The sequence below is a fragment of the Streptococcus sp. Marseille-Q5855 genome (assembly GCF_946901985.1).
GTDB lineage: Bacteria > Bacillota > Bacilli > Lactobacillales > Streptococcaceae > Streptococcus.
Genome location: NZ_CAMPPR010000001.1, coordinates 240,894 through 253,449 on the forward strand (window position 1 = coordinate 240,894; position 12,556 = coordinate 253,449).

Genomic DNA, 12,556 nt, shown 5'->3' on the forward strand with positions numbered 1-12,556 from the left:
ATTTAAAACTTCCCTCGATTGGTCAAGTCTTCTACCTTAGGCATAACTTCCTTATTGCCCCAATGCTCAAAAATTTTCCCGTTCTCTAAACGGAAGATATCGTACTGGGCATAAGCAAGGCCATCAATCTGAGTCTGACCATAGCTAACCACATAGTTTCCTTGTCCTAAGAGTTGGAAAACAAAGTCAAAAGTGGCCTTTACTTATAAACAGCTAATTTGCTCCATTTTAAACCTCATTTTCCTCCTCTTTCAGATTAGCCAAAATTCTTTCTTGAAAGGCTTCAAACTGACAAATTTCTTCCTCTGAAAATCCTTTGTAAAAGATCGTATCCAATTTCTGACTGACACGATGTCCCACTTCTTTCTGGGACTTGCCTAACTCCGTTAAAACTAAATACTTCTTACGCTTGTCTTTTCCACACGGACTAACAATTACAAGCTTTTGTTCCTCTAGCTTTTTTATCATAGTCGTCAGCGTATTATTTGCAAGCCCAGTCGCAAGCGCAATATCTGTCGCAGTTGCGCAACCAGTTTCACTATTCCATAAAACCGCTAAAATCTTCCCCTGTTCACCCCTATAAAGAGCTTCAGGGTCTTGACTCAGTAACTTTTGAAAAATCCGCCCATTCAACAAACGAATATGATGGGCTAGCAAATGACTATCTTTCATAACACCTCCAATTTATTTCGATATCGAAACGAATAAAATAATTGTAACACTTGTCCTTTCAACTGTCAACTATTTCGATGTAGAAATAATTTTTGATAATGATTTACATCACCATACTCCGGTTCAACTAACTTTTAACGAGAGTTTCTAAACTCCTTCGTCCTCCAGTCTACAAAAGCCTTCCATCCGTACTATCCTATATTTTATGATGGGACATGTTTTTCCTATCAGACCATTTATTTTAAAGATAGAAGTAAATCATAATTGCTTCCATCTGTTCTTCTATAGTATATTGAAGTTGGACTAGGGCACTGTATCTTCTAAAACATTGATAGAAAGCAATTTGAATTTCCCAATCAATTTGTTCGTATTTAATTTCACCTTACCCTATCTTTCTCATAGCACCCTTCAAACAGCCTATCCCCTACTGTTTGACGATTCCTCACTTCGCTCCACTTCCATTACAGAAGTTTCATCACTACTATTGCTTCAGCTAACTTCTCATGATTCCTTGTTACTACTATTTGAGCGCTCACTAGATAGATCTTACAAAAAATGCTTTGATTCACAATGGAATCAAAGCATTTTAAAGAACTCCCCGTACATAAGCGCAGAAGCCGCAGTTCCTCTGTACTTAGCTTCTTCTCTTTTGATAAAGCGAGCCAAGTTGAGCAACTCAGGTGCCGGATGTCTAGGATTCTTGAGCAATTCACGATTGACCGGGCCTGAGAGACGAACTGCCAGCAATTGCTCATTTGTAGTAGGCAGTTTTTTAGCAGTCTCTAGGAGAGCAGCAACTAAATCTTCACTCAAATCATGTCGAGCATGATTGTAAAGATCTTTTATAAGGCTTTCTAGGTTTGGTTCTACCATCCCTACCACCTCCCTTATGGTTTAATAATGTTTAATCAAATCAACTGTTGAACGATCCAATTTCTTCACCAAGGCTTGCAAGAAAGCTTGCGCTTCTAAGAAGTCATCCATAGCGTAGAGGGTTTGATGAGAATGGATATAACGAGCGCAAACACCGATTGTTGTAGATGGGACACCACCATTTTTCAGATGAGCTGCGCCAGCGTCTGTTCCGCCTTTACCACAGTAGTATTGGTACTTGATACCCGCTTCTTCAGCCGTTGTCAAAAGGAAATCCTTCATACCTGGGAGAAGCAAGTGACCTGGATCGTAGAAACGAATCAAGGTTCCATCTCCAATCTTGCCTTGACCGCCATAAACATCACCAGCAGGTGAGCAGTCAACTGCGAGGAATACTTCTGGGTCAAACTTGGTTGTAGAAGTATGAGCACCACGGAGACCAACTTCTTCTTGGACGTTAGAACCCAGATAGAGTTCATTGCCAAGTTTTTGACCTGACAGAGCTTCCGCCAACTCGCTAACCATGAGAACCCCGTAGCGATTGTCCCAAGCTTTTGAGATGATATTTTTTTCATTGGCTGTCAAGATTGCAGAACTATCTGGTACGATGGTGTCGCCAGGACGGATGCCAAAGCTTTCTGCCTCAGCCTTATCCGCAAAACCGCCATCAAAGACGATATCTGCAATGGCTGGCATGGTTGGTCCACCCTTACCACGAGTCAAATGTGGAGGGACAGAACCTGAAATCACTGGAATTTCACGACCATCACGAGTCAGGAGTTTGAAACGTTGGCTGCTGACTACCATAGGATTCCAACCACCAATTTCAACCACACGGAAGGTACCGTCTGGCTTGATCTCGCTGACCATAAAACCAACTTCATCCATGTGAGAAGCGACCAAGACGCGCGGTGCATCCGCAACTTCTGAATGTTTGATACCAAAAATACCACCCAAGCCATCTGTCACCACTTCATCCACGTGCGGTGTCAACTTTTCACGAAGATAAGCACGGACAGGTGCTTCATGACCTGAGATCGCAGCAAGTTCTGTTACTTCTTTGATTTTTGAAAATAATGTTGTCATTTCAGTTCCTTCTTTCTTTCATCCATTTTACCACTTTTTATAGGAGAAGGATAGCGGGAAGGTGGATAGTTTTTTTACTCAGTTTTCCTATAAAAAATAGGGGGCAGATGTTCTTTCAGGAATTTTTCTTTCTTTTTACATTAAATTGTCAGAAAATTTATTGACAGATTAAAGAAATCGTGTTACAGTAATATCCGCAGGTATCTTTCGATACCAAATCTACATGAAAGGATGGGGTATGAAACTTTCTCATTATTTAATTGGCTTACTTCTACTCCTAGTCTTTCTCTCTATTAGCATTGGAACCAGTGATTTTTCATGGGGAAAGCTCTTTGCACTGGATCATGAAACTTGGCTTCTCTTTCAAGAATCCCGTCTCCCAAGAACTATCAGCATTCTCCTGACCGCCTCTAGTATGAGTATGGCAGGACTTCTCATGCAGACTATCACTCAAAATCAGTTTGCTGCTCCAAGCACAGTTGGAACCACTGAAGCTGCCAAACTAGGAATGGTATTGAGCCTCTTTGTCTTTCCATCGGCTAGTCTGACCCAAAAGATGGTCTTTGCTTTTGTTTCATCCATCGTATTTACCCTCTTCTTCCTAACCTTTATGACCATTTTTACTGTAAAGGAAAGGTGGATGTTGCCTCTGATTGGGATCATCTATAGCGGGATTATCGGCTCTGTGACAGAAGTTATCGCCTACCGTTTCAATCTGGTTCAGAGTATGACTGCTTGGACCCAGGGGTCCTTCTCCATGATTCAGACCCATCAGTATGAATGGCTCTTTTTAGGCCTCATTATCCTGATAGCCGTTTGGAAATTATCCCAAACTTTTACCATCATGAATCTAGGGAAAGAAACCAGCGAGAGTTTGGGGATTTCATACTCCCTACTTGAAAAACTGGCCCTCTTTCTGGTGGCGCTAACGACTAGTGCCACCATGATTACCGTAGGTGGCTTGCCTTTTCTCGGGATCATCGTTCCCAATCTTGTTCGCAAGCGCTACGGAGATAATCTGAGTCAGACCAAACTCATCGTCGCACTGGTTGGTGCCAATCTGGTCCTAGCCTGCGACATCCTCTCTCGAGTCTTGATTCGGCCCTATGAGCTGTCTGTCAGTCTTCTACTAGGAATCATTGGTAGCCTCGTCTTTATCCTACTTCTATGGAGAGGGGGACGAAGAGATGCAGTCTAAAAGCAAACATACCAAGCTCTTCTGGCTTCTCATTATTCTGGCCATCGGAGCTTGTCTTCTCTACTTTTGGCCCATCACTCACTTGTCATCCTTTGCTTGGAAGTTGCGTTCCCAAAAGATCATCGTTTATCTCTTGGTAGCCATCGCGACTGGGATTTCAACCATTAGTTTTCAAACCCTGACGGAAAATCGCTTCCTGACGCCTAGTATTTTAGGAATCGAATCCTTCTACGTCCTACTGCAAACTCTGCTACTGGTTTTTGAAAGTAAGTTTCTTCAACTTGGCAAGTCTCCTATCTTAGAATTCCTAATCTTACTTATCGTCCAATCCCTCTTCTTTCTCGCCTTGCAAGGCTACTTGAAGACACTGATGAAACAAGACCTAGTCTTCATCCTGCTAATCTGTCTAGCTCTCGGAAGTCTCTTTCGAAATATCAGTACCTTCCTTCAGGTCCTGATGGATCCAAACGAATACGATAAACTGCAGAACAGTCTCTTTGCTTCCTTTCAACATCTCAACACTTCCATCCTAGCCATCGGTTCTCTAATCATCCTCGCATTGACCATCTTTTTCTTTCGAAAAGCAGTCATTCTGGATGTCTTGCACCTACAAAGAGAAACAGCTCGGATATTGGGACTCGATGTTGAAAAAGAACAGAGAGAACTCCTCTGGGGCATCGTGCTTTTAACTTCAACGGCCACTGCCTTGGTAGGGCCTATGGCCTTCTTCGGCTTTATGCTAGCTAACCTCACCTACCTGATTGTCAAAGACTATCGGCACAAATTACTCTTTACCGTAGCCATTCTAATTGGATTTATCAGTTTGACCTTGGGACAGGCCCTGATTGAACGAGTCTTTGCACTGGAAATTCGCATCAGTATGATTATCGAGAGCGTAGGTAGTCTCTTATTCTTTATCTTACTCTACAGGAGGGCGCGTCAGTGAAACTGGAAAACATTGACAAATCCATTCAAAAACAGGATATTTTGCAAGGCATTTCGCTTGAAGTCAGTCCTCAGAAACTGACAGCCTTTATTGGTCCAAATGGTGCTGGAAAATCGACTCTCCTCTCCATCATGAGCAGACTAACCAAGAAAGATCAGGGAATTCTCAGTATCAAAGGACGTGAAATCGAGAGCTGGAATTCACAAGAACTAGCTCAAGAACTGACCATCCTAAAGCAGAAAATCAATTACCAAGCCAAATTGACGGTTGAAGAACTGGTCAGCTTTGGACGTTTTCCCTACAGCCGAGGTCGACTGAGACCAGAAGACTGGGAAAAAATCCGAGAAACTCTGGACTATTTAGAACTGACCAACTTAAAAGACCGCTACATCGATAGCCTGTCTGGAGGCCAGCTCCAACGGGTCTTTATCGCTATGGTACTGGCCCAGGATACAGACTTTATCTTGCTAGACGAACCACTCAACAATCTCGATATCAAGCAAAGTGTTAGTATGATGCAGATTCTCAAGCGACTGGTGGAGGAACTCGGGAAAACCATTATCATCGTCCTCCACGATATTAACATGGCCAGCCAGTATGCGGATGAAATTGTCGCCTTCAAGGACGGCCGAGTCTTTCGCAAGGGAAGAACCGATCAAATCATGCAAGCTGATCTGCTCAGTCAACTTTATGAGATTCCTATCACGCTAGCTGATATCAATGGCAAAAAGATTTGTATCTATAGCTAGTAACTCAGAAACTCGAGTTAGAGAACCTTCAGTCTCTTAGTCAATAAAACCTAGAGACTCCCTAAATCGTTATCACATTTTAAAAAGGAGAAATCATGAAAACATCCCTTAAACTTTATTTCACTGCCCTAGTGGCTAGCTTCTTGCTCCTACTTGGTGCATGTAGTACAACCTCAAACTCAAGTACCAGCCAGTCGGAGACAAGTAGCTCTGCTCCAACAGAGGTAACCATTAAAAGTTCACTAGGTATAGTCACACTTTCAAAAGTCCCTGAAAAGATTGTGACCTTTGACCTCGGTGCTGCGGATACTATTCGCGCTTTAGGTTTTGAAAAGAATATCGTCGGAATGCCTACAAAAACTGTTCCGACTTATCTAAAAGACCTAGCTGGAAAAGTTAAAAATGTTGGTTCTATGGTTGAGCCAGACCTAGAAGCCCTTGCTGCTCTTGAACCAGACCTAATTATCGCTTCACCACGTACCCAAAAATTCGTAGATAAGTTCAACGAAATCGCTCCGACTGTTCTCTTCCAAGCAGGCAAAGATGACTACTGGACTTCTACCAAGACTAATATCGAATCCCTAGCAAGCGCCTTTGGTGAAACTGGTACACAGAAAGCCAAGGAAGAATTGGACAAGCTAGACAAGAGCATCCAAGAAGTCGCAACTAAAAACGAAAGTTCTGACAAAAAAGCCCTTGCTATCCTCCTCAATGAAGGAAAAATGGCTGCCTTTGGTGCCCAATCTCGTTTCTCTTTCTTGTATCAAACCTTGAAATTCAAGCCAACTGACACTAAATTCGAAGACTCACGCCACGGACAAGAAGTCAGCTTTGAAAGTGTCAAAGAAATCAACCCTGACATCCTCTTTGTCATCAACCGTACCCTTGCCATCGGTGGTGACAACTCAAGCAACGATGGCGTCCTAGAAAATGCCCTCATCGCTGAAACACCTGCCGCTAAAAATGGAAAGATCATCCAACTAACACCAGATCTCTGGTATCTAAGCGGAGGCGGACTTGAATCAACAAAACTCATGATTGAAGACGCACAAAAAGCCTTGAAATAAGCTGCTTTAAACTCAATCACATCTTTACATGATAAAACGCATCCTATCAAGCTCACTCAAACCTGATAGGATGCGTTTTTATCATTTTATTAAAACCTTTTGCCCAACCTCATTCCCCTTCTTGATTCCGTTTGAGTGAAAAGTGATCTGGGACGGGGTCCTTACCTGTTTTCGACCAGGGATGGCAACGTAAAATCCGAGACAAGCCCATCAAAACACCCTTGAAGCCATGTTTTTCAATAGCCTGAATCATATAGTTTGAACAGGTAGGCTCAAAGCGACAAGAGGGTGGAAAGGCTGGTGAGATAAAACGTTGGTAAAAGCGCACAGGCGCGATTAAAATTCGTTTCATTATTTCTTGGTTACAGCCATGGTGTGTAGTTGGCTGATTTCTTTTTTATTAAGACGGCGGGATTCTCCCGGACGAAGACCTGTCAAGTCTAGGTGTCCGAAACGAGTCCGTGACAACTTGTCCACTTGGAGACCGACAGCTTCAAACATCTTTTTAACCTGGTGGTTACGCCCTTCATGGATGGTCAACTGCACCACAGAGCGGTTTTTAACTGGGTCCACTTTGAGAATCTCATAGACAGCCGGCTTGGTTTTCTTGCCATCAATCTCAAGTCCATGGGTTAAGGGGCGGAGATTATCCTTATTGGCCACACCTTTAACACGCGCGACATAAACCTTGTCAATCTCATTACGAGGGTGAATCATCTCATCCGTAAAATCCCCATCATTAGTCAAAATCAAAACTCCTGATGTATCCCAATCCAAACGACCTACAGGGTAGATGCGCTCCTTCACGTTAGGCAAGAGGTCGACAACAGTCTTACGCCCCTTGTCATCTGTCACACTGGAAATGACACCGCGTGGTTTGTTAAGCAGATAGTAAACCTTTTCTTCGTTGTAGATAGGCTGGCCTTCAACTTCGACCTTGTCGCCTGACTTGATGGTCGTTGCTAGTTCACGTACCACTTGGCCGTTAACCGTCACCAAACCTTGCTTGATCAGCTCTTCTGCTTTTCTCCTACTGGCCACACCTGCGTGGGCAATATACTTATTGATTCTCATCTTCTTCTATCCTTTCACCAAATAATTGGCTTTCTTGGGCTTGAATCTCAAGCTCATCAATCACTGGTAATTCTTCTAAATGGTTTATCCCCATGTAATCTAGGAAATAATCTGTAGTCACATAGAGGTTGGGACGACCCAACACTTCTTTTTTCCCGTCTTCTTTAATCAAGTCAAAAGCCTGCAACTTTGCCAAGGCTCCACTCGAGTTGACCCCACGGATGGCATCAATCTCTATCCGTGTGATGGGCTGTTTGTAAGCAATGATGGACAAGGTCTCAAGGGCAGCCCGAGATAAACTCTGGTTGATAGGTGCCTTAGAGTATTCCTTCAAAATCTCTGCAAATTGAGGTTTGGTCACCAATCTATAAGCGCCCCCTGTCTCAATCAGAGCCAAACTGGAATCTGGGTCCTTTTCATACTTCTGAGCTAATTTTTCTAAACTCTGTTGGATGCCTGTCGGTGGCAGAGAGAGGAGTTCAGCTAACTGGCGGACTCTAATCCCATCTTCACCCGCTACAAACAAGAGCGCTTCTATTTTTGCTAAAGTACTCATCTTTCCTCTCTATCAAGTCTAGCTTTGGGCCACTTGACTTTCTTCCTTCTTTTCCATGAGATAAATATCTCCGAAACTCTCCTCTTGCACAAGAATCAGCTCCTGGGTTTTGATTAACTCTAGGGTTGCCAAAAAGAGGGTGATGACCTCTTGGACATTCTGGGCTTCCTTAAACAAATCCTGCAAGCGCAATTGATCTCGTCCAGTCATGGACTCTTTCACGATGACCATCATATCCTCAATCTTATACTCATCCCGCAAGATAGTCGTGTGATTCTGTGCAAACTCCTCTTTTTTCTTGGCTAGGATATTTGAAAAAGCCAAAAAGAGGTCAATGGTCGTCTTGTCATGCACAAGCTCCGCATCTTCGTAAATCAATTCTGTCGGTGCTTTGGAATAGTACTGGGCCCGATCTTGGTGCTTGGCTTCCAAATGCTCCCCCAAGAGCTTGAACTTGCGGTATTCTTCGATTTGAGAGAGAAGATCCTGCTCTAGGTTATCCTCCAAGTCGGTCACTTCTGCTACCTTTGGAAGGAGTTTGCGGCTCTTGATCAGCATGAGCTGACTAGCCATAACCATGTACTCCCCCGTCACTTCCAGACGCATGGCCTGCAGGGTTGAGACATAGGCTAGGTACTGTTCGATGACTTCCGTAATAGGCACATCGTAGATATCCATCTGGTACTTAGAAACAAGGTGCAAGAGCAAGTCCAGAGGCCCTTCAAAATCTTTTAGTTTAATATCCATTATCTATATTTTTCTATGGTCAGAACTGTTTTTAATCCTAATTTTTTTGCAATTTCGTACAAATCGACCTTCTTTTCTATTTGTCTTAGAATGAACTGTTCCCGTAGGGCTTGGGCTGATAGTGCTGGAAAACCTTTCTCCTTGACAAAAGCTTCTAACTGACGAAAGGCCCACTGACGAGAATAGGCTTTCCCTGCCCTTTCAAAAAGATAGGTCTGGCCCATCAAGGGCTCCAATTCTGAAAGCAAGGTCGTGGGAATGGTGATAATCCTCTGTTGGGAAGCCTTCTTGATTCGCAACACCTGAAAATCCAGATTGATATCCGCAACCTTGAGAGCTAAAATCTCACTTGGCAAGAGTCCCATTTCTAGGATTAAGAGCGCTAGCAAGCGTCCCTCTGGATAATCACTTTCCTGCCAAAAAGAGGCTAGGTTTAACAGTTCGGGTTTTACGGTCTTCTTTTCAGCTTGTTTGACTAATTCCAAACGATAAAAGCTATCCACTTCTCCTTTTTGATAGAGAAAGTAGAGAAATTGATTACAGGCCGAAGTCTTTCGCTTCTGGGCGCTGATTTTTAGATTGGCTAGCTGGGCTTGGTAAATCTTGAGACTGGTCTCCGAAATCCGCTCGCCCACAATGTCTAAAAATTGCTCCAAATCATACTTATAGGACTGCTTGGAATTGGCAGACAGACCCTGCTTTTCCTCTAAAAAGGCTGAAATCCTGTCTTTCATTTGCATCGAATCTCATATTCCTTACTAAAGTCATGCAAGAGGGCATTGACTGCCTTGAGGATAGACTTGCGCGTAATAATCCCTTGGAAAATTCCTGACGCATCCACAACCGGCAAGAAGGACTCATCTACCAGCTTGTGCAAGACCTCCGTAATGGTAAAATCAGGCGAGACGACCGCTACGTCCGTTTTGGTCATATGAACAATGTCCGTATCCGCCATGATTTCTTGACTCAAATCATGCTCCATCTGATAAGCCATAATATCTCTGAGCCCAATCGTCCCAACAAAGTGTTTTTCATCTGTCACAACAGGAACACGGGTATAGGTCATCTGACTGAGCAAGAGTGTCGCGTGATCTGCATTGTGAGTATCAATCAACACAGCTAGATTTTCAGCAGGGGTCAAAAAAGTTTCCTCCTGCCCCAACAAGAAAGTCTCAAACTCCTTGGCAATCATCGGCTAAACTCCTTGGACAAGCCCGGATACACCTCGTGGTCTCGTGTCAAAAAGTCCACTTTGAAATAACTGTCATCAATCTCCACACGAGCATAGAGACATTCTCTGATGGTCCCACGTGGTTGACTGATGGAACCTGGATTTAGAAAGAGGGTCTTGCCTTCCATCCAAGCGCTTGGCACATGCAAGTGACCATAAAGGCAGATATCAGCATTTTCTTCCTGAGCCCAGTAGTCCAACTTTTGAAAGTTGAAATTGATGTCAAACAAGTGACCATGGGTTTGGATAATCTTGGTCGAACCAAGCTCAGTCACCAAACGTTCTGGGTAGCCGGCGTAAAAGTCCATGTTCCCTTTAACAACGCGGATGCCCTCCCAAAGGGGAGAATCAGGACGCAGTTCAGAATCGCCGTTATGAAAAACGGCATCAACTTTGCCTACATAGCGATCACGGATTTCTTCCACAATCAAGCTATCGCCATGAGAATCGCTCATTACAATGATGGTTTGCTTTGCCATGATGGAAATACCTCCAAAAGTTTCTTAACGGCTAAGGCACGGTGAGATTGACTATTTTTTTCTTCAAGGGTTAACTCAGCTGAGGATTTGCCTGTCTCTCCCACAAGGAAGAGAGGGTCATAGCCAAAGCCATTTTCACCCTTGGGTTCAAAGTTAATGTAGCCAGGCCAGTCTGCTTCAACAACCAAACTTTCCTTGTTTGGACTGGCTACGACTAGGGTTGTATGGAACTGAGCCGAGCGGTCCTTGAGTTCAAAGACCATGGCCAATTCGTGCAAGAGTTTAGCATTGTTTTCACGGTCAGTAGCTCCCACTCCTGCGAAACGAGCTGACCAGACACCTGGCAAGCCACCAAGGACATCGACTTTGAGACCTGAGTCATCTGCCAGAACCATCTTGCCCGTTAATTGGGAAATGGTTTCTGCCTTGAGGCGGGCATTTTCTTCAAAGGTCATACCTGTTTCTGCTACTTCAGGCAGGTCTGGATAATCATTAAGATTTTCCACATCGTAGCCTAGCTTGTCAAAGATAGCTCGGAATTCCTTGGTCTTGCCCTCGTTACGAGTCGCAATCAATAAGGTTTCTCTGACCTTGCTTGTCTCAAAGAAATCATGAACATTGACCCCTTCTTTAGGCAATTCTACATACAAGAGCTGCCCATTTTCAACCAAGAGCAGGGCTCCCTGACGTTGAATAACTTCCAAATTTCGTCCCATTTCTTGGTTAAGGATATCTACTACAAAAGACAATAAACGGTAGGGAGAACCATAGCGTAAAACAATAACTGAAAGTGGAAAACCTCGTTCCTCGTCTCGAAAGATTTTGGCCAATCCAACTAGAGGAAAATCCAAGTCTTCATCAGTCAAAGTCCGGACACCACCAAAAATGCTATAGGACCCAACATACCAGTCCTGGTCATCCTTGTATTCATAAATTTTATTTGTCATAATTCTACATGCTCCACATGAATTTCTTTTTCCAGCCATTCTTCACCAATTTGTGCAAAACTTTGGCTGCTGGCTGTTGTGTAAAAACGGTGATGGAGTGGTCCAGCATCGCGACCACGATTGATTTCAAAATAATTAAGTAAGACTGAAATGTCCCGTACACACTCTGCCCCACTATCGATGAGCTGAACCTTTGGCCCCATGACATTTTGAATAATGGGTCTGAGCAGTGGATAATGGGTACAGCCCAAAATCAAGCTATCCACCTTTCCAACCAAGGGACGCAGGGTTTCATAGACCACTTTCTTGGTAACACTGGTTGACAGGGCACCAGACTCCACCAAGGGAGCAAACTTGGGACAGGCCAAACTCTCCACCTGTAAGTCCGGATCCAAATCATGGATTTTCTGACGGTAGATATCTGATTGTACCGTCATGGGTGTTCCAATCACTCCGATTTTCCCACCTTGACTGGACTTGATAGCTGCCGAAGCTCCTGGCAAAATAACACCTAGGACAGGAATATCTAGTTGAGCCTTGATTTCTTCCCAGACGACCGCAGTCGCAGTATTACAAGCAATGACAATCATTTTGACATCCTTGGTCAAAAGAAAGTTGACCAACTGCCAAGTATATTCACGAATTTGCTCAGCAGGACGGGGACCATAAGGCGCCCGTGCCGAATCTCCAATATAGACGATTTCTTCATGGGGAAGTTGGCGCATAAGCTCGCGCACAACGGTCAAGCCCCCGACACCCGAATCCAAAAAACCAATTGGTCGATTATCCATACAGTCTTCTTTCTAGTCTTTTTTCTGATTGATAGTTCATTATGATTATTGAGCCTTATGAACCGAATGATAGCCTACTCAACAACTATCTCTCTTAATCATAATCAAATATCAATAGAATGCAAGGAAAAAGTCTCATC

16 protein-coding genes and 1 pseudogene are annotated in these 12,556 nt (G+C 43.7%); 4 read left to right on the forward strand and 13 right to left on the reverse strand.

Annotated features, from left to right (window positions below):
• Positions 1–2: 2 nt before the first annotated feature.
• From OC529_RS01185 to pepA, 4 genes and pseudogenes are all read right to left on the reverse strand, one after another.
• Positions 3–194: pseudogene (locus OC529_RS01185) on the reverse strand (polyketide cyclase); the annotation flags it as partial.
• Positions 195–228: 34 nt separating this feature from the next.
• Positions 229–672 carry a MarR family winged helix-turn-helix transcriptional regulator gene (locus tag OC529_RS01190; protein ID WP_173282429.1) on the reverse strand — a complete coding sequence of 148 codons (444 nt, stop codon included), beginning with the start codon at positions 670–672 and terminating at the stop codon, positions 229–231.
• A gap of 576 nt (positions 673–1,248) precedes the next feature.
• Positions 1,249–1,545: a bacteriocin immunity protein gene (locus tag OC529_RS01195; RefSeq protein ID WP_262081311.1), complete on the reverse strand. Its 297-nt coding sequence runs from the start codon at positions 1,543–1,545 to the stop codon at positions 1,249–1,251.
• 21 nt (positions 1,546–1,566) lie between these two features.
• Positions 1,567–2,631 carry a glutamyl aminopeptidase gene (gene pepA, locus OC529_RS01200; RefSeq protein WP_262081312.1) on the reverse strand — a complete coding sequence of 355 codons (1,065 nt, stop codon included), beginning with the start codon at positions 2,629–2,631 and terminating at the stop codon, positions 1,567–1,569.
• Positions 2,632–2,869: 238 nt separating this feature from the next.
• On the opposite strand from pepA, the gene OC529_RS01205 reads away from it, so the two are divergent.
• The 4 genes from OC529_RS01205 (at position 2,870) to OC529_RS01220 (ending at position 6,591) form a co-directional block, all read left to right on the forward strand.
• Positions 2,870–3,829, forward strand: a complete 960-nt coding sequence (locus OC529_RS01205) for an ABC transporter permease (RefSeq protein ID WP_262081313.1) — start codon at positions 2,870–2,872, stop codon at positions 3,827–3,829.
• Positions 3,819–4,775, forward strand: coding sequence for an iron chelate uptake ABC transporter family permease subunit (locus OC529_RS01210; protein WP_262081314.1), 957 nt, complete (start codon positions 3,819–3,821; stop codon positions 4,773–4,775). The genes OC529_RS01205 and OC529_RS01210 overlap by 11 nt, the downstream gene beginning before the upstream one ends.
• On the forward strand, positions 4,772–5,524 hold the full coding sequence (locus OC529_RS01215; protein ID WP_262081315.1) for an ABC transporter ATP-binding protein: 753 nt from the start codon (positions 4,772–4,774) through the stop codon (positions 5,522–5,524). The genes OC529_RS01210 and OC529_RS01215 overlap by 4 nt, the downstream gene beginning before the upstream one ends.
• 95 nt (positions 5,525–5,619) lie before the next feature.
• Positions 5,620–6,591 (forward strand): siderophore ABC transporter substrate-binding protein, encoded by a 972-nt coding sequence (locus OC529_RS01220; RefSeq protein ID WP_262081316.1) that lies wholly within the window; start codon positions 5,620–5,622, stop codon positions 6,589–6,591.
• A 109-nt stretch (positions 6,592–6,700) separates the two neighbouring features.
• Here the strand turns inward: OC529_RS01220 and yidD are convergent, their stop codons facing one another.
• The 9 genes from yidD to racE are packed head-to-tail and all read right to left on the reverse strand — an operon-like array spanning position 6,701 to position 12,416.
• On the reverse strand, positions 6,701–6,943 hold the full coding sequence (gene yidD / locus OC529_RS01225; RefSeq protein ID WP_000821632.1) for a membrane protein insertion efficiency factor YidD: 243 nt from the start codon (positions 6,941–6,943) through the stop codon (positions 6,701–6,703).
• The gene (locus OC529_RS01230) at positions 6,943–7,665 is read right to left on the reverse strand and encodes a pseudouridine synthase (RefSeq protein WP_262081317.1); all 723 of its coding nucleotides are present in this window, start codon (positions 7,663–7,665) and stop codon (positions 6,943–6,945) included. The genes yidD and OC529_RS01230 overlap by 1 nt, the downstream gene beginning before the upstream one ends.
• Entirely contained in the window at positions 7,652–8,221 is a 570-nt protein-coding gene (gene scpB / locus OC529_RS01235) for an SMC-Scp complex subunit ScpB (RefSeq protein ID WP_000105302.1), read from the reverse strand. Before scpB ends, OC529_RS01230 begins: the two co-directional genes overlap by 14 nt.
• 18 nt (positions 8,222–8,239) lie before the next feature.
• Complete coding sequence (locus OC529_RS01240; protein WP_000351902.1) at positions 8,240–8,968, reverse strand: segregation/condensation protein A; 729 nt, start codon at positions 8,966–8,968, stop codon at positions 8,240–8,242.
• Complete coding sequence (xerD, locus tag OC529_RS01245; RefSeq protein ID WP_004269590.1) at positions 8,968–9,702, reverse strand: site-specific tyrosine recombinase XerD; 735 nt, start codon at positions 9,700–9,702, stop codon at positions 8,968–8,970. The genes OC529_RS01240 and xerD overlap by 1 nt, the downstream gene beginning before the upstream one ends.
• Positions 9,699–10,160, reverse strand: coding sequence for a cyclic-di-AMP-binding protein CbpB (gene cbpB / locus OC529_RS01250; RefSeq protein WP_000560710.1), 462 nt, complete (start codon positions 10,158–10,160; stop codon positions 9,699–9,701). Before cbpB ends, xerD begins: the two co-directional genes overlap by 4 nt.
• On the reverse strand, positions 10,157–10,678 hold the full coding sequence (locus tag OC529_RS01255) for a metallophosphoesterase (protein ID WP_023947098.1): 522 nt from the start codon (positions 10,676–10,678) through the stop codon (positions 10,157–10,159). The genes cbpB and OC529_RS01255 overlap by 4 nt, the downstream gene beginning before the upstream one ends.
• Positions 10,654–11,625 (reverse strand): nucleoside-triphosphate diphosphatase, encoded by a 972-nt coding sequence (locus OC529_RS01260; RefSeq protein WP_164226032.1) that lies wholly within the window; start codon positions 11,623–11,625, stop codon positions 10,654–10,656. Before OC529_RS01260 ends, OC529_RS01255 begins: the two co-directional genes overlap by 25 nt.
• Complete coding sequence (gene racE / locus OC529_RS01265) at positions 11,622–12,416, reverse strand: glutamate racemase (RefSeq protein WP_000370376.1); 795 nt, start codon at positions 12,414–12,416, stop codon at positions 11,622–11,624. Before racE ends, OC529_RS01260 begins: the two co-directional genes overlap by 4 nt.
• Positions 12,417–12,556: the final 140 nt, after the last annotated feature.